The sequence below is a fragment of the Halalkalibacter alkalisediminis genome (assembly GCF_028610705.1).
Taxonomy (GTDB): Bacteria; Bacillota; Bacilli; order Bacillales; family Bacillaceae_D; genus Halalkalibacter; species Halalkalibacter alkalisediminis.
This window is the reverse complement of the sequence record NZ_JAQQWT010000001.1, coordinates 133,815-156,422: the sequence shown is the minus strand read 5'-3', so window position 1 is coordinate 156,422 and position 22,608 is coordinate 133,815. Positions and strand designations below refer to the sequence as shown.

The following is a 22,608-nucleotide window of genomic DNA, read 5'->3' as shown; positions in this document are numbered from 1 at the left end:
AGGAATCACTGGTTTTTTAACCTTGTGGTTCCTTTTTTATGGACGTTAGGTTTTACCATACACTGATTTAATAAAAGAGACTAAATCTGCGATTCAGTCTCTAACGTAATGAAAGTTACTACTTTTCCTGCTCTTTCATTTCCTTTTCCAAATCAATTGAAAGCAAGTATTTTATTAAAGCGTCTTGCTCTTCTTGAGAATAACCATTTCTATCATCAACCCAAAATTCATGGCCTTCCCCTGTATTATGCGAGGCTTGCAATTTTTCTGAAGTTTGGTTAGCAGCTATCACTTCTGCTCTTAAATAACTGTCGATTAACGCTTTTAAACTATTATAAGGATCAGGATTCATTCCACTTTCCAGTGTCCCCACTAATCCAAGTTGCGATGTTTCATCAGGCCCAACTGCTACTCCTCCATCATGGAGATAGGGAGCCGAAAACTTTAAGCCAACTAATCCCTTTACTTTGTAACCACCATTAGAGTCATGAGCTAAAGCAAGATTCACTTGCTCTTTATCAAGGTGATTCGTTGGTATTTTAATTCTTTCTACACTTTCTGGGATTGGAATTGGTGTATCCAAAGGATAAAACCAAGGTTCCATCGTTAATTCCTGTGCATCTTCAAATGCTTTTGCTCTTGAAGGCTCTGTCCTTAATTCTTCAACAGGAATAATCCGATTGTTAGTTCTCGCTTTTCCTGCATGACAGCTTATACAACCAGCTCGATCAAACACTTCTCTTCCAACTAATTCAGTTTCTGTATAGGAAACAAATTCAGAAGGTGGTTTCAATGCATTTTGATAAGCGGATATTGCATTTAACTGCTCTAATACTGTATGCCCTTCTGTCCCAATAACGGTTCCATTCGGGGTAAATAGAGATACCTTGGGATAGGTAGGTGGACGATACATATCATTAAATCCAGGTACAGTCTCGTTATCATCTACCCTCGCTAGTAAATCTGAAGGTTTCTCTCCCGTAAGTGGCTCATATCGAAATTCAGGATTAGGTGCATTCTGTAAAATGGTTCCAATATATCTTTCTTTATCAATATCAAATAATGCTTCACTTTGATCTGCTTGAGCCAACAAATCTGAATTTTGAGCATGTACATTATTATTTAAGGCTGTTAACCCTTTAAATGGACCAACTGATGCAAATCCATCGTTGAATCGAAATTCCCTTTTGGCCACTGTAACAAGTTTCGATCAACAGCATCCTCTAGAGCTTGAACATTAGGTAAGGCCACATAGCCATTTCTTTCCTTTTCCTTCACCCACTCTTGTTCACTGATAAAAGACTTTAACTTTTCAGCATCAACGTCAGTATTGGTGAAGTACGCCGTTGAGTTAGATGCTAATGCAAGTATTAAACCAGCATCAAAATCTGCATTAGGCGCTCCTTCTATCACTTTTCCAGTTTCACGATCCACCGTAGCATGGCACGCAGCGCAAGTCACACCAGCTTTCAACCGACCTTCTTTAAATTTAATTGGCATTCCAAGCGGACCAAAAGCTCCTTTTGGCACATCAAGTCCCGTCTCCATCACTTCTCCTTTTTTAAATTCACGCCCCCCCTCTATCGCATCTTCAGCTAACTCTACTTTAAGATTATCAGTACCTTCCTTTCTAGCTTGAAGTACAGCCTTCCCAATATTCATAATTGATAAAGGTCCATCTAATACACCAAGAACGTCTGTAATATATACTTCATTATTAAACGTTTTCTCGTAAAATAAGTCTCTTCCTTTTTCAACAAATGCTGCATCTATTTTTACAGCACCATTATGTAACGAGAGCATACTTGGATCCATCTCTCCCTTCGCCTCTTTCTCAGAGACAGACAAACCCCATATATCATATCCCAATACATCGTTCATCTCATGTTCAATTGGATGATTAAAAGAAAGCTCAGCAGGAGGCTTAACAGCATATCCAGGTTCAAGTAAATTCAAACCAACATACAAAACAATGACTGCAACAAAAATATTAATTCCAATCCAATAACGACGTTTCATACAAAATCCTCCTTCTCACTTATGTGATTAGGATGAAGCAATTCATAGTACCCTATCCATAAAAATGTTCAATCTTAAAAATGCTTGTTAATGGCAAAACCTTTAAAACTACCTTTAGTTTCACACCATTTATTTTCAACTTTGAACAGACAGGTATGATCGCTTTCACAATCTAATAGAATCAAAAAATATAGAGAACTCAGCACCAACTGAATTCTCTATTTTGAAAATTATTCATTAAACAATCGTCTCCACGTTTGAGGACCAACGATTCCATCTACTGTAATAGCTTCACTTCTTTGGAAGTTACGGACAGCCCTTTCCGTTTGCGGTCCATATATCCCATCACCTGTTAGGTTTAGTGCTCTTTGAACCCTCTGAACATCTTGGCCCCTTAAATAAGGAGTTTGAACCGACAATAACCGCTGGTAACCTACACCCGTACTTCGTGCTCTATCTAACGCTCTCCACGTTTGCGGTCCAACAATTCCATCAACTGATATTCCTTCTCTTCTTTGAAATTCACGTACTCTCTCTTGAGTTTCAGGACCAAATATCCCATCTGTTGCCGCACCTACTTTTTGTTGCACTTCTTGCACATCCGCGCCTCTCATCATTGGAGAAATCAACCGTAACATTCGTCTCGTTTCACTTCGATACATTTCTTCGCGATGATCTGGCTCATCTGTTGGAGACCCATGTTCAGGTTGCTCCCCCGTCGGCTCAAAATCTCTGAGTGCTGCTCTCGTTTGCGGTCCCACGATCCCATCTACAGTTATAGACGCTGCTCTTTGGAAACGCATGACCGCATCCGCCGTTTGTGGTCCATAAATGCCATCAATTGGCCCAGGGAGAAATCCTAACTCATCCAGTCTCTCTTGTAGAGCACGTATGTCATCACCTTGATCGCCACGGTTAAGAATGTTTCTCTGTCTGGCTCCAGCAACATACGTAGCCGTCGGTGCCGGACGTCCAGTCAGTTCAGCGCCATCCTCTCTTAACCAATTCCTGAAACTTTGCATACTAATTGATGGACATGGTTTCCATGAGTATCCCGGAAATTCAATATGGCCCCAGACATTATCAACTGGAATATTTAAATCTCTCATTAAACTTCTTGTTAAATTGATCACTGATTGTCTTTGAGCATCAGGTAAAGACTGTGTTCTGAAATCACCAACCATGCAGATTCCAACTACAAAACTATTGCTATTACCCACATGGTAACTGACGACTTCTAAATCATGACACAAACTAATGGACCCATCTCTATCAACGACATAATGGTAACCAATTCCCGGCCACCCTAATTGATTAACATGATAGCGGGCAAAAGCTTCAGCACTTCCAGATGTTGTGGCACTATGATGAATAGCAATGTTTCTTATTGCACTCCTAGATCTTCTTCGATATGACCTAGAAGAACTTGAAGCAAGAGAATTTCGTTTATCAATAATGTTCACAATTCATCACCTCAAGATATATATATATGCAGAAGTTGTTATTGTTGATGTTTGGCCCAGAAAAATAAAAAAGGAACTGAGATTCTCAGTTCCTCTATAAACTATTCTTTAATTCCTAAAACGCGATTGACACGCTTAGTTAACATTTTCATTCCGCCGCCACCAGCTTGAAAATGTCGTAATTGTCCCTCTTCATCAAATACATAATAAGCAGGAACATACTCGTTTTCAAAAGCATCTGTAAGCTTATGATGATCATCAACAAAAATAGGTTGAGTGATCTCATGCTCTTCAGCTACTTTTTTAATTTCCTCCAAATTTAGATCTTTTTCCGATCTAGGCATATGAACAGCAATTACATTTAACTTGTCTTTGTACTGATCACGAAACTCATTTACATTTGGCATAGCTTCTTTACATAAGCCACAACTAATGGACCAGAAATGAATTAATGTTGGCTTATCGCCTACAAGATCCTTTTTTGCTACCTCTTTGTTTAACCAACTAGAAGCACCTTCTAATTCAGGCATCTGTGATCTTAATTTTAATGCCATATCAACCATCCTCTCTTTTCCATTATATCGGATGAAAAAAAGTCTAACATTGCTGCTAGACCTTTTTCCTATATCGCTCATCTATACATTAAAGTGTAGCTTGACCTGGCTTCCAGTTCGCTGGGCAAAGACCACCAGTTTGAAGAGCTTGAAGCACACGAAGTGTTTCCTCTACATCTCGGCCGATGTTGTTGTGGTTCACAACTGAATACATTAATTCCCCTTCAGGACTAATAATGAAAAGACCTCGAAGTGCAACACCTTCTTCTTCAATAAGAACACCATACTCACGAGATACAACATGGTTAGTATCAGCTGCAAGTGGGTACTTTAATTCGCCAAGACCATTGTCGTCACGAGAAGTGTTGATCCATGCTTTATGAGTGTGAACAGTATCAGTTGATACACCGATCACTTCAGCATCTAGGTCCTCAAACTCGTCATAACGATCACTTAAAGATGTGATTTCAGTTGGACATACGAAAGTGAAGTCCATTGGATAGAAATAAAGAACTGTCCATTTATCGTTCTTCATATTTTCCTCTAAGCTCACCTTTGCAAATTCTTTGTTTGGCATTACTGCATCCATTTCGAAACGTGGTGCTTGCTTCGCTACCATACGCTTGTCTGTCATATGTACAACCTCCTAATAAAATTTAAATCATATACGCCGTCATTATAAAGAAAGATTTATTACTAGTCAATATTAAATAAGAATTAAACTAAATAAAATATGAACTTCCTTCACATAAAGTATTATATCCACACTTTACCCTTCTAAACGGCTTATATAATTAAATTATAGCAATGTTTAAAAGGTAATGCGACAAATATGCTCAGCATTCTCCCTAAAAAGACAAGGTATCGAGAAAACCGTGAGAAAACAAACTACCTTTATATTTGAGCACCCGTTTTATTTATGCTAGGATAGATGTTTATACAGGGTCCTGCTGATTCAATGGTCAAAGAATATTATGTAAATTGATCGTAGGAAAAAGGATTTATATATTTAGGAGTGATTGGATGGAACAATGGTTGAATCAATATTCGGGAGGAGATTTTCTCATTGCAATCGCAACGAGTATTGGACAAATTGTACTGGCAATATTAGCCTTTTTAATTGCACGGTCAGTTGGGAAAAGACTTATTTCTGGTAGCTTCTCAAAAATGGAATCACAAAGAGGCATGTCGCCTGGAAGAGTAAAAACACTTGAGAAATTAACCATTAACGCTTTTTCTTATGTATTAATATTTGTTTTTATCACGATTATTATCAGCATTTTCGGATTGGATGCAACAGGCCTCATCGCTGGTGCTGGTGTAGTTGGTTTAGCGATTGGTTTTGGAGCACAGGGTTTAGTTAGTGATGTAGTAACGGGATTTTTTTTGTTACTCGAAAAACAAATCGATGTTGATGACTATGTTACAGCTGGTGGTGTAGACGGCATCGTAGAGCAAGTTGGACTTCGCAATACACAAATTCGGGGGTTCGATGGGACTCTCCACTTCATACCTAACCGAGCAATTGGTAATGTAAGTAACCATTCTCGCGGAAACATGCGAGCTCTTGTGGATATGAGCATTTCATACGATGATAACATTGATGACGCAATTGCTATACTTCAAGCAGCCTGCGACCGAATTGCAGCAGAAGATGAAACAATTAAAGAGGGTCCGAATGTAGTTGGAGTCCAAGGTTTAGGAGATTCTGATGTGATCATTCGAGTGATTGCCAAAACGGAAAATATGCAACAATGGGCAGTTGAGCGTAAACTTCGTAAAGTATTAAAAGAAGCACTTGATGCAAACAACATTGAAATTCCTTTTCCACATCAAGTCTATATTGAGAAGAAAGAACAATAAACAATAAGGAGGCTATAAATAGCCTCCTTCTCTATTTTACTGCCCTACTTTTTGTTCAACTTGCTTGCAAACCTCTTGCGCTGTCATCCCATGGGCATTAATAACAGATCCTCTAATGGCCGCATCTTGAACACCCATCACATTCTGATCTTGACCTGTAATGACGCAGCAGTCACACCCTTGAGCATCTTGCTCTTGTTTCAACTGAACGACTTCATACCCCATAGATTGTAACTCTTGTTGTACGTCTGACAATGATTGTTCAACACCGATTCTTGGCATGTTTGTACCTCCGCTAGAAAAAGTTAGTGTATTTCATTCCTTAAATTTCCCAAGTTAGTGGGATTTATTCATTGTGATTTAAAAATAGCCCATACCTCTTTTGCTTTCCTAACGAAGGTAAACGTTTATCTCATGGATAACTTAACATACACAAAAGAGAAAAAACCATCCGCAAAAAGCTGATGGCTACAAATCGTACAAATGATCATTTTAAATAGTCAACAAGGGTTTCTACCGCAAAGGAAATGGCTTCTTCATTTGGTTCCAAACGGGCATCATGTAATCCATACTTGCTATCCACACCAAGCCAGAACATAAAACCAGGAATTTCTTCTAGAAAATAACCGAAATCTTCCCCTGTCATTGCTTCCTCACAAATCAGCAGATTAACAGACTTTTTCGCTTCCGAAAAAGCAATAAAATCTGTTGTTACCGCTTCATGATTGTAGACTTGACAATAATTAGCTCCATAATCAATTGATAGAGTACAATCAAAACCAAATTCAATTCCTTTAACTAGAGCTTCAATTCGTTCTTTTATTTTTTTCATTGTTTCAATCGATCTTGTTCTAATGGTGCCTTCAATAACTGCTTTATCAGCAATAATGTTCTGTTTTGTCCCACCTCTAATAACACCAATGGTTACAACCCCTGCATCTAGAGGATTGACATTACGTGATACAATCGTTTGAAGTTGTGTTACGAGATGACTAGCTGCAACGACCATATCATTGGCAGTATGCGGGTACGCTGCATGTCCACCTTTTCCTTTTAACGTAATGAACAACTCCGATGTATTAGCGAACAGTAATCCCACTTTGGTCGCAATCGTTCCAACTGGGTGTTCTGGGGCAATGTGAAGGGCTATAATTTTATCAATCTTCCATTGTTTAAATTGAATTGATTCAAGAATAGGTTTCGCTCCTCCAGGACCCTCCTCAGCAGGTTGGAAGATAAATAAGCGATTGCTTGTAGGTTGATTATGTGCGAAATATGCTAAAACCCCTAAAGCAATAGTCATATGAAGGTCATGGCCACACGCATGCATATTTCCTTCGTGAACCGATCTGAATTCAGTATACGATGTCTCTTCCTCGATTGGTAAACCGTCCATGTCAGCACGATAAGCAATCGTTTCAGATACATTTATTCCTTTAACATGAACAAATATTCCTGTTTTCCATGTTTCAATAGTCAAAAATCTCTGAGGTAAACTTTCAATTATATCTAATAAATAACGTTGTGTTTTTATTTCTTGATAGCCAAGTTCAGGAATCTGGTGCAAATCACGCCTAATTTTAATTAGTTCATCTACTGTTAACATTCACAATCACCACGATTTATTATTCTTTCATTCAAAATCTAAGGAAAGAGCTTTGCTGATAGGAGAAAATCCCATACAACAAAGCTACTTGTCCAATTATAATTTAGTTATCTTCGTTTAAACGTCTAAGTTCATGCTTAATTTCTGTTTTTCCTTTTGTCTTTTCGTCAATTTCTTTAATGACGCGAGCTGGCGTACCAGCAACTACAGTATTAGGAGGAACGTCTTCAATCACAACTGCTCCAGCAGCAACAACTGAACCTTTACCAACTGTTACACCTTCTAATACTACACAATTTGCTCCGATCACAACATCATCTTCAACGACTACAGGTTTTGCAGAAGGAGGCTCAATTACGCCAGCTAATACCGAACCCGCTCCGATATGACAATTCTTCCCTACAGTGGCACGACCACCTAAAACAACATTCATATCAATCATTGTTCCTTCGCCGATTACTGCTCCAATGTTAATGCTAGCACCCATCATGATTACAGCATTATCACCAATTTCCACTTGATCACGAATGATTGCACCCGGCTCAATGCGAGCTTTGATGTTCTTCATGTCTAAAAGAGGAATAGCTGAGTTACGACGATCGTTTTCCACAACTACATCTTCAATTTTCGCTTCGTTTTCGTTTAAGATCGGCTCAATTACACTCCACTCACCAAAAAGTACTCCAACAGAACCTGTGATAAAAGCTTTTGTTCCAGCTCCGAAGTCTAATCCTTCTAAATCACCTTTAATATGTACTTTTACCGGTGTTTTCTTTTCACTCTTTGAGATAAATTGAATAATTTCATTTGCATCCATCATTTTCATTATTAAGTCCTCCTACTTTTTAAAACAATCTCTTCATTATGATAAAGATTTCAAAACAAAAATGCAATCAGAAAGAATAATTCTTTTAAATACCTAATGGACTTTAGCCAAGAATAATTAAAAGGCCCGTAATGGTAAAAATGCTAATGACGGTCGTAATTAACGTTGTGCTTGAAACTAACCTTGGTTGCGAGTCAAACTGAACAGCATACATCACTATAGTGGCAGCTGATGGCATCGCAGCAGACACAATTAAAACTTTGGCCATTAAAGGATCCATAGGTAACATAGTAATAATAACAACGGCTATAAGTGGAGAAACAAAAAGTCTGACAATGGTTCCATATATTACTTTTCCCCATTCGAAGTTGTCCCACTCGATTTTCGCTAATTGCATACCTAGTATAATCATTACTGTAGGGATAGCAGCCTCTGCAATGATATCAATGGTTAACATTACATTACTAGGTACAGGTAGTTGAAACAACTTCATGAAGAGTCCTATTAAAACGGCATACGTTGCCGGCATTTTACCGACCTCTTTAAGAGCAACACCAATTCCAGCTTTCCCTCTAGCAGCATAATAGACTCCAAAACAATTCATAATGATAGATTGCAAGACAAGAAACATGATTGAGTAAGCAAAAGCTTTCTCACCATAAGCAAATAATATGATAGGCGCTCCATAATTGCCTGCATTCATAAATGCTGTCGATAAAATAAGTCCACTCTCAGTTGATTGGTCAAATTTCATTATTATTGCGTACAGCTTATTAATTAGAATTAGACTCGTTAATAACCCCCCTGCGAAAACGACCATATAAAACGATTGAACGGTTAACTCCGTATGATAAAAGGTACGAAAAACTAAACAAGGTGTCATAATGTACACAGCTACCGTAGATATGGCTTTCACATCAACCCTTTTCCATTTCTGTACAACAAATCCAATCAAAAAGACAAATAAAACGGGTAAAACAACTTGTATAAAGATTTCCATATGTATCCTCTCCAACTCTAAAAAAACACAGACACGCATCTGTACATCCAGTATCTCTATAATTCTATTATAGACGTTACATAAAAGAGTGGGATAAAAAATCTTTCAAGTCCGAAATTTTAGCAGGTGATAAATCGATCACATACAATTGTTATACAGTAACCGACATATACACACGTGTAATATAACAACCTCTGCAAAAAAATATGCAGAGGCCGTCGATCCTTCTTATTGTTTTTGGAATTGAGCTTCTTCCGTTGAACCTTTTAAAGCGGTTGTAGATGAAGTTCCTCCTGATACTACTTGAGAAATCTCATCAAAGTAGCCTGTTCCCACTTCACGTTGATGACGAGTAGCTGTATAGCCTTTTGTTTCACTAGCAAATTCAGCTTGCTGTAATTCAGAATATGCTCCCATTCCTCTAGTTTTATAGCCATGAGCAAGTTCAAACATACTATGATTCAAAGCATGGAAACCTGCAAGTGTAACGAACTGGAACTTATAACCCATTTTCCCAAGTTCAACTTGGTACGTTTCAATCGTATCTTTATCAAGATTTGCTTCCCAGTTGAATGAAGGAGAACAATTATAAGCAAGCATCTTGCCAGGGAATTTCGCATGAATAGCATCCGCAAATTGTTGTGCTTCTTCAAGTGACGGCTTTGAAGTTTCGCACCATATTAGATCTGCATAAGGTGCATATGCAAGCCCTCTTGCGATTGCTTGATCAAGACCAGGATTCGTTCTATAGAAACCTTCGGGCGTACGCTCACCTGTAATAAATGGACGGTCTGCTGGGTCAATGTCACTCGTAATTAAATCTGCTGCATCCGCATCTGTACGAGCAATAATAAGAGTCGGAACTCCACTAACATCCGCTGCTAGTCTAGCTGCCGTAAGATTACGAACCGCTGTTTGTGTTGGAATAAGTACCTTTCCACCTAAATGTCCACACTTTTTCTCTGAAGCAAGTTGATCTTCAAAGTGTACACCTGATGCACCAGATTCAATCATTCCCTTCATCAACTCAAATACATTTAATTGACCACCGAAGCCAGCTTCTGCATCCGCTACAATTGGAGCAAAGTAATCGATATCTCCTTCCCCTTCCATATGTTGAATTTGATCCGCACGTTGAAGAGCTTGGTTAATTCTTTTTACAACACTTGGTACACTATTTGCCGGGTACAAGCTTTGGTCTGGATACATCTGTCCTGCTAGGTTTGCATCTGCGGCTACTTGCCATCCACTTAAATAAATCGCTTTCAAACCCGCCTTCACTTGTTGAACTGCTTGGTTACCAGTTAATGCGCCTAAAGCGTTAACAAAATCTTCTTCATTTATTAGGTTCCAAAGCTTTTCAGCACCGCGGCGAGCAAGTGTATGTTCAACTTGAAGTGACCCTCTTAGACGAACAACATCTTCTCCAGAATAGGGTCTTTCAATCCCACTCCATCTAGATTCATTAGCCCATTGTTCCTCTAATTGTCTTGCTTCTCTTTGTCTTGATTCGTTTATCATGTTCATCTCTCCTCAATAATTTTTTAGTTTACTAGTCTTGTAACCTTCCATTTCAAACAAAGAATAAAGCTGTAAAACAAAATAACGATGAGTGCCATTTGTCAGCAAGTACGACCTCATACACCTACCCTTCGAACCCCTACGATCATTTCTTACACTGTATTAATACAGTTTGTATCTTACGTTTTTATAATATAACAGAGTTGACCTTGTTGCAACCATAATTTTCATATTTTTTAATTTTTTTTTAGGTGGCTTGCATTCAATTATTTTATTGAGTTTATTTCTTCCATGAACACGAATCGACTAAAGCAAAAAAAGGCGACTTAACTCGCCTGTCTTTAATAATCACTATTTTATTTTTTCTCTTAACCAAGCGTGTGAAAGAACAGCATGTTCAGCTGGCGCTTCAAACATGAGTTCATATTCATCTAGTTCATAGACATACATCCAGAGCCCATCCATCTCATTAAACTCACTTTGATCGGGCGTACCTAATGTTCTTTTCAAATCTACTTCTGTAAGTTTTTTACTATTAATATCTAATGCAATGGCTACATTTCGTTTTGTTTTTGGATTAATAAAATAGGTCACATTTTCATACTGCAGAAAGAAACCACCCTCGTACTTCCCCTCACTAACTGGTTTCCCAACTACTTCTTTTATTTCTCTTTCAGTTTGTCCAAGTTTTTGATTGACAGGGACAAAGACCCCATTATAACCTTTCTCGATCCAAGAAAATGAAAGATATGCATTTTCTTGTGAAAGAACAGTGACAGCACCTTTTTCTGACTCTTTCTCTCTTTCTTCACTTTGTGTTTGACCACACCCAGCTAACATGATTAAAAGAATAAAGAGAACTAATCTTTTGATTTCCATCGATTCACCCACTCTCCATTCACCTTACTTTATAAAGACTTGACGATTTAACTAAGGTTTATTCAATTAAGTATATGATGTTTGTCCAAATTCATATCAAAAATAAAAAAACAAAAAAACGCTCGAACTATTTCGAACGTTTTACATTATTACCTATTCCTTTTTGTCTTAGCTACCTTAACTTCGCTTTTAAAGACTTTCACAATGGCTATACTCATAATAAGCAAAACAATCGTAAGTGGAAATGCACTAACAATAATAGCTGTTTGAAGTGCTTGTAAACCACCAGAAGCCATTAACACAATAGCCGAAGCTGATAAGATAAGCCCCCATGTGATTTTAATGAAATTAGAAGGGTTCATACTTCCTTCAGTGGTTTGCATACCTAAAACAAAGGTTGCTGAATCTGCTGATGTAATAAAAAACGTCGTAATAAGTAATACCGTTACAATAGAGAGAAGACCACCTAAAGGTAAATGTTCATAAACAAAAAACAACCCTGTTTCTAAACTCTGTCCGGCAACATCAACACCTTGCAATAGATCTAAGTGAATGCCTGTCCCTCCAAAAACACAAAACCAAAATGCGCATACCAAAGTAGGAACGACGAGAACAGCAATGGTAAATTCACGAACAGTTCTTCCTTTAGATACCCGTGCAATAAACATTCCAACAAAAGGAGACCAAGAAATCCACCACGCCCAATAAAAAATGGTCCACCCCTGGGTCCACTCTGCCCTTTTTTCATCAAATGGGAAAATTCTCAAACCCATTTGTGGGAGGTTTTGAACATATTCACCTAACGTGTGAGTAAATAGGTTTAATAAAAACAACGTAGGCCCAAGAATTAACATCGCTATAAGCAATATTGTAGCTAGGATCATATTCGTATTACTAAGATATTTAATTCCACGCTGTATTCCCGTACTTGCCGATAAAATAAATAGGACAGTTATGATTAAGATAATGGTAACTTGTACGGTAAAATTAACCGGTAGCCCTACTAAATAACTTAAACCTGCATTAATTTGTTGCGATCCTAATCCAAGAGAGGCACAGACGCCAAATACAGTGGCAAATACGGCTACAATATCAATTGTATAGCCTATAGGCCCGTTGACACGATCTCCTAATATTGGAGATAAAGTCGAACTAATTAAACCAGGTGCACCCTTTCGAAATTTAAAATAAGCTAGAGCCAGAGCTACGACCGCATATATGGCCCAAGCATGAAACCCCCAATGTAAATAAGTATAACGGAGTGCCAGTAGCGCAGATTCACGACTCCCTCCCTCACCTACAGGCGGTGCTGCATAGTGTGAAACTGGTTCAGATACGCCATAAAATAAAAGACCTATCCCCATTCCAGCACTAAAAAGCATGGCAAACCAAGTAGCACGACTAAATTCAGGCTTGTCCGTATCTTTTCCTAACTTGATCTTCCCAAATTTACTAAAAATCAGAAAAAGAGAAAAGAGTAAAAAGAAAGATGCGGCTAAATTATAGAACCAACCAAATGTATTTAAGAAGAAAGCCTGTGCGATTGACATGATGTTTCCTAAATACTCTGGAAAAAAAGCACCCCACAATACGAAAATTAGGGCGATTATCACTGAGATCTTAAACGTGATCGTTAAATTTCTCATCAGTTGACCATCTCCTCTTTCCTATAGATTGCAACAAAGAGGTCCTGAATATTTATTGAAAGTGAATTTTCTCATTGCCATCTAGATAGTCCTACTATATATGAGGGGTAAACTTTCAATAAGAATAAGACCAAATCAACTACGATTTGGCCTAAATAAAAAATTAGTTTTCCTGTACTAGTAGGTCATCTTTCTCTTTTCCTTCTAGCTTTTCCATATAAATACTTCGCGAAGGGAACGCAATTGAAACATTTTCTTCCTCAAGTATTTTCATGATTTCAAAATTAACATGTTCCTTAATTCTAAACCACTCTGTCCATGCAATTGTTTTAGTAAAAAAGTAGATGTATATATCAAGACTTGAATTATTAAATTCATTAAAACGAACCATAATCAATTCCTGATCTACCTCTTCATGTCCCCGTAATACTTCTTCAATCCTTCTTGCACAGCTTTCCACTTTCTCTTGTGGAGTGGAGTACGTTAGACCAATAGTAAACGAAACGCGACGTTTCCCCATCTCTGACCAATTCGTAATCGGTTCATTTGCTAATGTTGAATTCGGAATCGTAACAATAGAATCAGCAAATGTTCGAATTTGAGTACTTCTAAAGCTAATATCTTGAACGGTTCCTTCAACAGAAGGTGTCTGAATCCAATCTCCTTTTGAAAATGGTTTTTCCGTAATAATAATTATGCCACCAAAAAAATTTCCGATCGTATCTTGGGCAGCTAATGCAAAAGCCAAACCTCCAAGCCCCAGTCCTGCAATAAAACCACTTATTTCATACCCCCACTCACTCGCTATCACGACGACTGTAAGGGCAACAACGGCAAATCGTAACACTTTAGAGACAAATGGCACGAGCATACTCTCTTCACCTATGTCGCTATTGCGAGCAAAACGAAAAAAAGCCATCGAATGCTCAGATGTATAGTTGTATAAACCCCATCCAATTAAAATGATGATAATTGACCGATATATATGGTCGACAAATTCAATCGTAGTAAAATGAAAAGGAAGATATACAAGAGCCAGGTAAGTTCCTAAAACAATCCAAAATGCTCTCAGCGGTCGTTCAAATGATAACAAGATATTTGTAAACAATTCTGTAGGAGTTTTTCGGAGTGTAGCTAATATTATTTTGAAGATATATCTTGTAAAGATTTTTCTGAATAATAAAAACACCGAAAAGATAGCAATAGCTATCCCAATATGAGTCCATTCTAAGCGATTCAATGAGTGAACGAATGCATCCCATTTCCAAGTATTTAATTCCATCTTAATCCCACCTTTATCCTTATCCATTTTAACATAGGGTGGACAATCATGAATAGAAAAACGATCAGAATAATGACGCGCATTACATCATTCTGATCGTTTATATAGACAAACACTTAAAATGCTTCTGTCAAAGTAACGGTATTGTATATTCATGTCCTCAAATTTTTAGTAGAACGAGTTTTCACCTTGACCACATCACCAAATTCTGCCCAATCTTTACTTGTTTCACTTAGTGCATTTACAACACTTGCGCCATCAATTTGGTTGATTTTATAGACGAGTTCTTTTCTCCATTTTTTACCTTGTTCAGTTGTCACCATGAGCACTCCTGCTGCTCCTAAAACTCCGCCAAAAAGTGTACTCCACACATAACCATTTTTAACCACCATACTCACCTCATTTCAATTGAATGACAGATTTTTAATTGAATTATGTATGAAAAAGTGATTGAGATTTAATACATAACATGAAAAGTTATATGATAAACTATACCTAAAACGCAAGGGGACGCGAAGTGTCATGAGTTTAAAGTCGATCATCTATAAATTGGTAAGAATCTGGAATGATGTAGATGCTGTTCGTAAGGGACGCATAGGAAAAAGAATAGGTCGTCGTGTTGCCGGACGAGCATCTGGAAAAGCCATAAGAAAACTATTTAAATAACTGTAATGACAAAAAGCTGTTACTCTTCTTCAGCCTTTTGTCTAACTTAGCTAGTGTTTGTGCCTTCGCTTTCCATCCCATTTCGCTATGAAATTATTCTCTTCTAACTTTTGATAATGTTTATCAAACATTGCATTAATTTTTTCTGCTTTTTCAGGACTAAAATCACCAAACTCTACATATTTTGCTACAACTTCTCTCTTTTTTTCAAGAACTTCCATATGTAGCTTAGCCATTTCATTTTTCTGTCCCTCTGTTAACTCAGCTATAACTTCATCATTTCCTTCTTCAGCTTGGATATAGTTTGGCATCATCCCTTCTCACATTTATTCACTCTCCTTTTTCTATCCTGTAGTTTTAACGTAGTCTTTTAATTTATTCATATAATTACTGACAAATGGAAATATATATATAAATATAAGAGAGGATAGCTTAATGAGCTACCCTCTCTTTCGAATCAATGTTTTCAACTTTCTCCATCCGCTTTTCTATCAATCGTGCCATCTTCGTACATTTCGTTCACTTGTTCGTGCGTAGTAGCAAGCCCCTGCTCAACTTCATTGGAACTGCGACCATCCTCTGGCTGATAATTGTGCTCCGCCAACTCTTCCGTTTTCGGAAGTTTTTCATTTTTGTTATTTGTCATTTTACCCCTCCTTCACTGGAATTATTATTTTACTTTTCCAATGAATTTATGAGTGTTATTTTTATAGAACCTTAATGAATTTTCCGATTATCGACTGCATTCTCCGCCTTTTTCGATCTCTGAATTAACCATTTAATAAATAATCTTTCATTTTCATTTGTTTTTCGTGTTAAAATCTTCTCAAAAGAGCGCCGTAATCTCGGATAATTGATTTCTCCATTCATTGATACGTCCCCCTAAATGTTGTCGTTATTACCCTATTCCCGCTCAACATACATTTAAACATATTTCCCCTTATTTTTTTGGAAGGTACTCTCTAATTAAAGTCTAGCACTTACTTCTAATACTTTATTCGTTTGTTGAAAGTAGATTAAAAATGAAGTTCCCTTTTTACTTGTATGAATTTTTATATGAGCAGAGTGTCTTGCTGCAATGCTGTAACAAATCGCCAATCCTAAGCCTGTGCCTTTTTCTTTCGTCGTAAAAAAAGGAGTTCCTATATTTTCTAAGATTTCTTTCTTGATTCCAGGACCCTCATCCTTAATTTCTAATACAACCTGTTCATCTTCCATAAACGTTTTTATCACTAACATTCCACTCGAATGCATAGCTTCCAAACCATTCAAACCAATATTTAAAATTAATTGTCTGATTTCTTTCTCATCAAGAAAAAGGTAGGGACAATTAGATAATTCTAATTTAACTTCTTTATTGCTAAGTAGGGCTTCTGCTCTTAGTAAAGGATGCAATGTTTTAATAATTGAGTTAAGGTCCTTTTGCCTTCTATCATTTGCTTTATCTTTTGCTAACGTCAGAAACTCTGTGATAATCCCATTTGCTCGATTTAACTCATCAATCATTAGGTCTATATACTCCTTTGGTTGAGGTTCATTTTGATTTTTCGCTAACTGTAAAAATCCATGAACGGTTGTCATCGGGTTCCTAATTTCATGAGCAATACCTGCTGCCATTTCTCCAACCAAATTTAATCGATCTAAGCGTGAGATTTCCTTTTCAAATTGAACACGTTCCGTTACATCCGTAATCGTACTTATGATACAAGGTTCACCATTTAGCTGAGCCGTCTCGGTCGAAATTAGACCATTTCTGAGTTCTTTCTCTTTAGTGAGATATGTAATTTCTACATTAAACAAACCTACTCTTAAATCAATTAGTGTCTGATTCTGTACACAGATTGACTGATCGACTTCTTTTATCAGTATGAAGTCTCCATGACACCCTTTGACTTCCTTATTTTCATAACCTGTAAAATGAACCCAACTCTCGTTTACATCCAAATATTGTTTAGTTTTTAAAGAGCGAATCGCCATTAAGTTAGGACTATAACGAAAGATCTTTTTAAACCTTTCTTCAGAGACTTTTAATTCTTTATTTTTTTCAAGTAGTTCCATCGTTTTTTCGTTAATGATTGCCTCAAGGTTATCCTTCTTTTCCTTTAATTGTTCCGATTGAACTTCTAATTGTTGGTTTTTTAATTTTATTTCAATTTGTTTTTTATGTATTTGTACAAAAGCCTCTACCTTACTCCTTAAAATAAGTGGATTAAAAGGTTTGAAAATATAATCAACAGCACCTGTTAAATAACCTGCTGAAACATGCTCGTTGGCTTTACTCAAGGCGGTAACAAAAATAATTGGGATATGCCTTGATTGAACTCGTTGCTTTATGATTTCAGCTGTTTCAAAGCCATTTAAACCTGGCATTTGTACGTCTAATAGTATGACAGCAAAGTCATATTTCAAAACACATTTTAAGGCTTCTTCTCCTGACCTTGCTTCTACTAAATGATAATCATTTGAGTTTAGAACCGCCTCTAACGCCAGCAAATTTTCTGGTCGATCATCAACAATTAAAATGTTTACCTTATCCTCAGTTAACATGAAATCCCCTCTATCTCTTTCTTTATTGTTGTTGAAGCAATTGAGAATAAAGTCAGGTTGCTTATTTAACCTTCTTATAGAGTCTCTCAACCGTATCTATTTCTTCATATGTACTAGAAGATTTGTACATGTTAATGGATTCTTTACTACCTAACCCTAAAAACCCACCATCACTTAGACTATCATAAAAAAGGTCATATACCCGATTTGTTAGTTGTTTATTAAAGTATATAAGGACATTTCGACAAACAATCATGTGAAACTCGTTAAAAGAGTGATCGGTGACTAAGTTATGATGAGCAAAAATAAGATTCTTTTTTAAAAAAGGTTTTAACGTTACATAGTTATCTGTAACAGAATAGTATTCTGAAAATTCCTTCGTTCCACCAGCCTTTTGGTAATTTTTCGTATAAAGCTTCATATGATCCAGAGTTATCTTACCTTGTTTCGCTCTTTCAATAATTTTTTCATCCATATCTGTTGCGTAAATCTGGGCTTTCTCATAAAGTCCTTCTTCATGTAATACAATAGCCATTGAATATGCTTCTTCTCCTGATGAACAGCCCGCGTGCCATATTCTAATGTAAGGTAGCTCTCTTAAAATAGGAACGACCTTTAATCTAAACACCTTAAAAAAACCTGGGTCACGGAACATTTCCGTAACATTAATAGAAAAGTCACTTAAAAGTTTTCTCATTAAATCTGAATCATAAAGGACTTTAGCTTGAAATTCTGAGATAGAATGTACCTCTTCAATTTGAGCCCGATACCAAATTCTCCTTCTAATAGATGAAAAAGCATAATTCCTAAAATCATACCCATATCTCTGGTAGATTCCTTCTAACAATAACTTAATCTCAATTTTTTCAATCTCTTCTGCTAAGTGGTTAGGCTGATCTAGCAATATTACTCACCTACTATCTCCTTACTTGTGAAGCCATACCTTAATTAATGAAAGTAATTGCTCCATATTTACAGGCTTACTTATATAATCAGATGCTCCTGCTTTAATACACTTCTCTTTGTCACTTTTCATCGCCTTAGCAGTAAGAGCTATTATCGGTAAATCTTCCCATTTTTCATTTTTTCTTATTGCTTCCATTGCTTCGTATCCGTTCATTTCTGGCATCATGATATCCATTAGAACGAGATCAATGACCGGCTCTTTTTCTAATAGAGTAAGAGATTCTTTGCCGTTTTCAGCAAATACTACTTTCACCTTTTGCATTTCTAACGCCGTTGTAAGTGCAAAGACGTTTCTCATATCATCATCAACAACTAAAATACATTTATCTTGCAATTCGCTGTTAGATACATATTTAGGACAAACCACCTCATCCTTTACCTCATGATGTTGCTGTTCAAGTTTTATATGTTCTTCTTCTAAGGTAACTGCTACCTCATCGGTCAATTTTTGAACAACCGACATGCTATTTAAGTCTGGTAAATGTAACGTGAATTGACTACCTTGGTTCTCAATACTTTCAACCTCGATATACCCTCCAAGTAGTTCTGAAAGCTCTCTACTAATTGACAAACCTAACCCTGTGCCCCCAAATTTCCTTGTGATCGTTCCATCTTCCTGATAGAATGCCTCAAAAATCTGTTGCTGTTTTTCTTTTGTAATCCCAATACCTGTATCAACAACAGAGAAAGAAACCTTCATTCCCTCACTTTCTGGACCTTTTTTTACTTGTAGTTCAACGCTTCCTTTACTTGTGAACTTAAAAGCATTAGATAAGAGATTTTTTAAAATCTGTTTTAATCGTTGATCATCTGAAAAGATTATGGTTGGCGCTGATTCATCAATATTGATTTTAAAGTTTAGGTCTTTTTGATTCGAAACAGGCATGAATTGTCTTTCTACAAACGCCCTCACATCTGAAATAGGCACTTCTTCTGGGTAGACTTCCATCTTACCTGATTCAATTTTAGATAAATCCAAAATATCGTTGATAAGATTAAGTAAATCTGTTCCAGAAGTAAAAATCGTATTTGCATGCTCCACTTGAACATTCGTTAGATTTCCATTTTGGTTCTCTGCTAATAATTGCGATAATATAAGCATACTATTTAAAGGTGTACGTAATTCATGAGACATATTCGCAAGAAACTCAGACTTATATCTCGAGACCAGTTTAATACTTCTATTCTTATCCTCTAAATCCTCTTTGATCATTTCTAACTCTTTTTTACGACCATCTGATTGCTTATACTGTTCGTGTAGTTGTTCATTTATTAACCTTAATTCTTCTTGTTGCTGCTGAAGTTCTTCTGCTTGTGTTTGTAATTCCTCTGCCTGCGTTTGAGATTCTGCTAACAGCTCTTCAATTCTCACGTGATGTAAAATCCGTTTAATGCTTGATCCAGATGCTTGACAAACTTGTCTTAAAATACTGATTTCTGATTCTGTAAAGGATTCAAATTTAGCTAACTCAACAACTCCGAGTACATCACCTTCAAATACAATCGGGAGAAGAATTAATGAAGTAGGCGTTGATTCTCCTAATCCCGACTTAGTAGTAATATATCCCTTAGGCAGCGGGTCAATTTGCATTACTCTATTATCTGCCGCACATTGTCCAACTAAACCTTTACCAAGGTCAATAGATTCAACCATCTCACTTTCACGTTCTTCTGTGCCTGCATAAGAAGCTAACTTTTTTAATTTAGTCGATTCGTCTTTTATATAAATCACACCATGCGTTGCTCTTACAAACTGAGCTACATTCGTCATAAAGGTTTCTCCGAATTCATTTAACTCTTGTATTCCCTGTATTTTCATGGCGATTTCTGCATAACGAGATTTAATCCAATTTTCCTCTTTTAGCGTATGAGCCACTTGTTTTTCTTGCTTTGAAACCTTTTCAAGGGCTGCAGCCATTTCATTATAGGCATTTGAAATGTCTCCTATTTCATCAGTGGAGATGTTGTTAATCCTTGGTAAATTGTCAAGCGCGTGTGAAGGTACACTTGTGATGATTTTTCGAACATGGTTAATGCCTGTAGAGATATTTTTAATTATGATGTATGTAATAAAAACGACAATCCCAATAGAAGCCACAATGAAAATAGCTAGTATAGTCATTGCTCTTTCATACGCCTGATCAGATTCAACAAGAGCACTAAGTAATGTTTGTTCTTCGAGCTCGACTAAGGCGTCTATCTCTTTAAGCATTTCGAACCTAATGTTTTGTTCGAATAAGTAATTCCTTGCTAGCTCAGTACTTTCTGTTGTTGCCAGCATTATGACATTCTGTACCATTTCAGAATAAGCAAGATGTAAATCTTGAATAGAAACAATTCTGACGTTTTTCTCCCTATCGTTTGAGGAAACTTCATCTAAAGTGTTATACATACGAGTGATAGAATGAAGCGATTGATTAATAGTTGTGACTTTTTTACTTTGCTCAGATTCTGTGTCGATCAATAGCAACTCCCGTACTTCTCTCGCAACGATATTCATTTCATTTTTTAATTCTTGCGACAGCATGACTCTTGTATAATTGTCTAAAACGACTTCTCGCAACGACTCATTCTGACGATCTAATGTATTATAAACTGTCACACTTAGCAAGATAATAATCAAAATAATGGTACCTAAACCTAAAATAAGTTTTGTTTTCAGTTTCATTTTATTAAAACCCTCTTTTACTAATCATTTATTTCTAAGATCTAAATATTACTGTTCTATTACTAGTTTACTATATTAACTAGTATGTTGACATAGAGAATCTAGCAATTAAAGCTAGAAAACTTACCATACAAAAAAAGGTAATAAAAGGGTTATTCGTCCCTTTTTATTACCCTCTATTTAATGCCAGTTCAGCTAGTTCATTATGCTATGCCTTCTTTCGCGCACTTGCTTTTTCTGTCTTTTTTTCTGTTGTCGGTTGCGAAACATTTTTAGTTGCAACCGGTTTTCGTTTTCTTGTAGCAGGCTTTTTCGTTTTTGTCTTGTCGAGTGATGCCTGTAGTGCAGACATTAAATCCGTGACATTTGAAGGTGCAGCTGGTTGCTTTTCGGTTGCTGTCACTGTATCTTTTCCTGATTTCTTTTCTTCGATAAGTTCCATTAAAGCCGTTCGGTATTCATCACTATACTTTTCTGGATCAAAGGTAGTCGTTAATTGATCAACGAGCATTAACGCTGTATCCAGTTCTTTTTGAACAACTAATTGCTCAGAAGGAACATTTGGAACTTCCTCAACATTCCGAACCTCATCAGGAAAGTGAATCGTCTCCATTACTAGCGTTTCTTTATAGACACGTACAATTGCTAATTGCTCTTTGGAACGAATAATGATTTTTGCAACTCCAATTTTTCCCGATTCTAACAGGGCTTTTCTTAACAACGAATAAGCTTTCCCTCCGCCATTATCCGGAGCAATGAAGTAACTTTTTTCAAAGTAAATAGGGTCAATTTCTTCTAGCTTAACAAAGTCAATAATCTCAACTGCCTTATCTTCATTTTCTTTTTTTAGCTTCTCAAGCTCTTCTTCATCTAACACAACAAATTTATTTTTTGCATATTCATATGCTTTTACAATATCTTCGTTCTTCACTTCTTTCTCACAACCTGGACAGACCTTTTGATAACTAATTGGTGTGTGACACTCTTTGTGTAATTGCCTTAACTTGATATCCTTATTCTCCGTTGCGGTATGAAGCTTTATTGGAATATTTACAAGACCAAAGCTTATGCTGCCTTTCCAAACTGTATGCATCACAGATCA

At 36.7% G+C, this 22,608-nt stretch carries 23 protein-coding genes; 2 read left to right on the top strand and 21 right to left on the bottom strand.

Features of this window, described 5'->3' with window-relative positions; translation table 11 throughout:
* Positions 1 to 118 precede the first annotated feature (118 nt).
* The 5 genes from PQ474_RS00735 to PQ474_RS00715 all read right to left on the bottom strand — a co-directional run bounded on the left by PQ474_RS00735 (position 119) and on the right by PQ474_RS00715 (position 4,670).
* Positions 119 to 1,195, bottom strand: coding sequence for a hypothetical protein (locus tag PQ474_RS00735; protein WP_273839647.1), 1,077 nt, complete (start codon positions 1,193 to 1,195; stop codon positions 119 to 121).
* Positions 1,132 to 2,019 carry a hypothetical protein gene (locus PQ474_RS00730; protein WP_273839646.1) on the bottom strand — a complete coding sequence of 296 codons (888 nt, stop codon included), beginning with the start codon at positions 2,017 to 2,019 and terminating at the stop codon, positions 1,132 to 1,134. Before PQ474_RS00730 ends, PQ474_RS00735 begins: the two co-directional genes overlap by 64 nt.
* A 230-nt stretch (positions 2,020 to 2,249) precedes the next feature.
* Positions 2,250 to 3,482 carry a peptidoglycan recognition protein family protein gene (locus PQ474_RS00725; protein ID WP_273839644.1) on the bottom strand — a complete coding sequence of 411 codons (1,233 nt, stop codon included), beginning with the start codon at positions 3,480 to 3,482 and terminating at the stop codon, positions 2,250 to 2,252.
* Positions 3,483 to 3,583: 101 nt separating this feature from the next.
* Complete coding sequence (locus PQ474_RS00720; RefSeq protein ID WP_273839642.1) at positions 3,584 to 4,036, bottom strand: TlpA disulfide reductase family protein; 453 nt, start codon at positions 4,034 to 4,036, stop codon at positions 3,584 to 3,586.
* A gap of 88 nt (positions 4,037 to 4,124) precedes the next feature.
* The gene (locus PQ474_RS00715) at positions 4,125 to 4,670 is read right to left on the bottom strand and encodes a peroxiredoxin (RefSeq protein WP_273839640.1); all 546 of its coding nucleotides are present in this window, start codon (positions 4,668 to 4,670) and stop codon (positions 4,125 to 4,127) included.
* A 389-nt stretch (positions 4,671 to 5,059) separates the two neighbouring features.
* Between PQ474_RS00715 and PQ474_RS00710 the strand changes: the two genes are divergently transcribed.
* A complete protein-coding gene (locus tag PQ474_RS00710; protein ID WP_273839638.1) occupies positions 5,060 to 5,899 on the top strand; it encodes a mechanosensitive ion channel family protein in 840 nt (279 codons plus the stop codon).
* A 36-nt stretch (positions 5,900 to 5,935) separates the two neighbouring features.
* On the opposite strand, the gene PQ474_RS00705 is transcribed toward PQ474_RS00710, so the two are convergent.
* The 9 genes from PQ474_RS00705 to PQ474_RS00665 all read right to left on the bottom strand — a co-directional run bounded on the left by PQ474_RS00705 (position 5,936) and on the right by PQ474_RS00665 (position 15,051).
* A complete protein-coding gene (locus PQ474_RS00705) occupies positions 5,936 to 6,181 on the bottom strand; it encodes a YkuS family protein (protein WP_273839636.1) in 246 nt (81 codons plus the stop codon).
* 205 nt (positions 6,182 to 6,386) lie between these two features.
* Positions 6,387 to 7,505: an N-acetyldiaminopimelate deacetylase gene (locus tag PQ474_RS00700; protein WP_273839633.1), complete on the bottom strand. Its 1,119-nt coding sequence runs from the start codon at positions 7,503 to 7,505 to the stop codon at positions 6,387 to 6,389.
* A gap of 103 nt (positions 7,506 to 7,608) precedes the next feature.
* Positions 7,609 to 8,331: a 2,3,4,5-tetrahydropyridine-2,6-dicarboxylate N-acetyltransferase gene (gene dapD, locus PQ474_RS00695; RefSeq protein ID WP_273839631.1), complete on the bottom strand. Its 723-nt coding sequence runs from the start codon at positions 8,329 to 8,331 to the stop codon at positions 7,609 to 7,611.
* Positions 8,332 to 8,434: 103 nt separating this feature from the next.
* Positions 8,435 to 9,331, bottom strand: a complete 897-nt coding sequence (locus PQ474_RS00690; RefSeq protein WP_273839629.1) for an AEC family transporter — start codon at positions 9,329 to 9,331, stop codon at positions 8,435 to 8,437.
* 228 nt (positions 9,332 to 9,559) lie between these two features.
* Entirely contained in the window at positions 9,560 to 10,852 is a 1,293-nt protein-coding gene (gene aceA, locus PQ474_RS00685) for an isocitrate lyase (protein WP_273839627.1), read from the bottom strand.
* A gap of 351 nt (positions 10,853 to 11,203) precedes the next feature.
* Positions 11,204 to 11,743 carry a DUF4309 domain-containing protein gene (locus PQ474_RS00680; RefSeq protein ID WP_273839625.1) on the bottom strand — a complete coding sequence of 180 codons (540 nt, stop codon included), beginning with the start codon at positions 11,741 to 11,743 and terminating at the stop codon, positions 11,204 to 11,206.
* 137 nt (positions 11,744 to 11,880) lie between these two features.
* On the bottom strand, positions 11,881 to 13,377 hold the full coding sequence (locus PQ474_RS00675) for a glycine betaine uptake BCCT transporter (RefSeq protein WP_273839623.1): 1,497 nt from the start codon (positions 13,375 to 13,377) through the stop codon (positions 11,881 to 11,883).
* Between the two features lie 163 nt (positions 13,378 to 13,540).
* On the bottom strand, positions 13,541 to 14,659 hold the full coding sequence (locus PQ474_RS00670; RefSeq protein ID WP_273839621.1) for a mechanosensitive ion channel family protein: 1,119 nt from the start codon (positions 14,657 to 14,659) through the stop codon (positions 13,541 to 13,543).
* Between the two features lie 152 nt (positions 14,660 to 14,811).
* Positions 14,812 to 15,051: a hypothetical protein gene (locus tag PQ474_RS00665; RefSeq protein WP_273839619.1), complete on the bottom strand. Its 240-nt coding sequence runs from the start codon at positions 15,049 to 15,051 to the stop codon at positions 14,812 to 14,814.
* 130 nt (positions 15,052 to 15,181) lie between these two features.
* Between PQ474_RS00665 and PQ474_RS00660 the strand changes: the two genes are divergently transcribed.
* Positions 15,182 to 15,325, top strand: a complete 144-nt coding sequence (locus PQ474_RS00660; protein ID WP_273839617.1) for a hypothetical protein — start codon at positions 15,182 to 15,184, stop codon at positions 15,323 to 15,325.
* Positions 15,326 to 15,375: 50 nt separating this feature from the next.
* On the opposite strand, the gene PQ474_RS00655 is transcribed toward PQ474_RS00660, so the two are convergent.
* From PQ474_RS00655 to ku, 7 genes are all read right to left on the bottom strand, one after another.
* Positions 15,376 to 15,636: a DUF2680 domain-containing protein gene (locus tag PQ474_RS00655; protein WP_273839616.1), complete on the bottom strand. Its 261-nt coding sequence runs from the start codon at positions 15,634 to 15,636 to the stop codon at positions 15,376 to 15,378.
* A gap of 155 nt (positions 15,637 to 15,791) precedes the next feature.
* On the bottom strand, positions 15,792 to 15,971 hold the full coding sequence (locus PQ474_RS00650) for a YozQ family protein (RefSeq protein ID WP_273839614.1): 180 nt from the start codon (positions 15,969 to 15,971) through the stop codon (positions 15,792 to 15,794).
* A 71-nt stretch (positions 15,972 to 16,042) separates the two neighbouring features.
* Positions 16,043 to 16,195 (bottom strand): hypothetical protein, encoded by a 153-nt coding sequence (locus PQ474_RS00645; RefSeq protein ID WP_273839613.1) that lies wholly within the window; start codon positions 16,193 to 16,195, stop codon positions 16,043 to 16,045.
* Between the two features lie 96 nt (positions 16,196 to 16,291).
* On the bottom strand, positions 16,292 to 17,872 hold the full coding sequence (locus tag PQ474_RS00640; RefSeq protein ID WP_273839611.1) for a response regulator: 1,581 nt from the start codon (positions 17,870 to 17,872) through the stop codon (positions 16,292 to 16,294).
* A 61-nt stretch (positions 17,873 to 17,933) separates the two neighbouring features.
* Positions 17,934 to 18,779, bottom strand: coding sequence for a CheR family methyltransferase (locus PQ474_RS00635; RefSeq protein WP_390186153.1), 846 nt, complete (start codon positions 18,777 to 18,779; stop codon positions 17,934 to 17,936).
* A gap of 18 nt (positions 18,780 to 18,797) precedes the next feature.
* Entirely contained in the window at positions 18,798 to 21,506 is a 2,709-nt protein-coding gene (locus PQ474_RS00630) for an ATP-binding protein (protein ID WP_273839608.1), read from the bottom strand.
* Positions 21,507 to 21,714: 208 nt separating this feature from the next.
* Positions 21,715 to 22,599, bottom strand: coding sequence for a non-homologous end joining protein Ku (gene ku, locus PQ474_RS00625; protein WP_273839605.1), 885 nt, complete (start codon positions 22,597 to 22,599; stop codon positions 21,715 to 21,717).
* Between the last annotated feature and the right edge of the window lie 9 nt (positions 22,600 to 22,608).

Bases quoted from the DNA above. Each gene is read 5' to 3' on its own strand.
- PQ474_RS00670 (WP_273839621.1), bottom strand. From the start codon at position 14,659: ATGGAATTAAATACTTGGAAATGGGATGCATTCGTTCACTCATTGAAT.
- PQ474_RS00640 (WP_273839611.1), bottom strand. From the start codon at position 17,872: ATGTTAACTGAGGATAAGGTAAACATTTTAATTGTTGATGATCGACCA.
- PQ474_RS00650 (WP_273839614.1), bottom strand. From the start codon at position 15,971: ATGACAAATAACAAAAATGAAAAACTTCCGAAAACGGAAGAGTTGGCG.
- PQ474_RS00690 (WP_273839629.1), bottom strand. From the start codon at position 9,331: ATGGAAATCTTTATACAAGTTGTTTTACCCGTTTTATTTGTCTTTTTG.
- PQ474_RS00665 (WP_273839619.1), bottom strand. From the start codon at position 15,051: ATGGTGGTTAAAAATGGTTATGTGTGGAGTACACTTTTTGGCGGAGTT.
- ku (WP_273839605.1), bottom strand. From the start codon at position 22,599: ATGCATACAGTTTGGAAAGGCAGCATAAGCTTTGGTCTTGTAAATATT.
- PQ474_RS00675 (WP_273839623.1), bottom strand. From the start codon at position 13,377: ATGAGAAATTTAACGATCACGTTTAAGATCTCAGTGATAATCGCCCTA.
- PQ474_RS00655 (WP_273839616.1), bottom strand. From the start codon at position 15,636: ATGCCAAACTATATCCAAGCTGAAGAAGGAAATGATGAAGTTATAGCT.
- PQ474_RS00710 (WP_273839638.1), top strand. From the start codon at position 5,060: ATGGAACAATGGTTGAATCAATATTCGGGAGGAGATTTTCTCATTGCA.
- PQ474_RS00660 (WP_273839617.1), top strand. From the start codon at position 15,182: ATGAGTTTAAAGTCGATCATCTATAAATTGGTAAGAATCTGGAATGAT.
- PQ474_RS00720 (WP_273839642.1), bottom strand. From the start codon at position 4,036: ATGGCATTAAAATTAAGATCACAGATGCCTGAATTAGAAGGTGCTTCT.
- aceA (WP_273839627.1), bottom strand. From the start codon at position 10,852: ATGATAAACGAATCAAGACAAAGAGAAGCAAGACAATTAGAGGAACAA.
- PQ474_RS00700 (WP_273839633.1), bottom strand. From the start codon at position 7,505: ATGTTAACAGTAGATGAACTAATTAAAATTAGGCGTGATTTGCACCAG.
- PQ474_RS00730 (WP_273839646.1), bottom strand. From the start codon at position 2,019: ATGAAACGTCGTTATTGGATTGGAATTAATATTTTTGTTGCAGTCATT.
- dapD (WP_273839631.1), bottom strand. From the start codon at position 8,331: ATGAAAATGATGGATGCAAATGAAATTATTCAATTTATCTCAAAGAGT.
- PQ474_RS00715 (WP_273839640.1), bottom strand. From the start codon at position 4,670: ATGACAGACAAGCGTATGGTAGCGAAGCAAGCACCACGTTTCGAAATG.
- PQ474_RS00645 (WP_273839613.1), bottom strand. From the start codon at position 16,195: ATGAATGGAGAAATCAATTATCCGAGATTACGGCGCTCTTTTGAGAAG.
- PQ474_RS00630 (WP_273839608.1), bottom strand. From the start codon at position 21,506: ATGAAACTGAAAACAAAACTTATTTTAGGTTTAGGTACCATTATTTTG.
- PQ474_RS00705 (WP_273839636.1), bottom strand. From the start codon at position 6,181: ATGCCAAGAATCGGTGTTGAACAATCATTGTCAGACGTACAACAAGAG.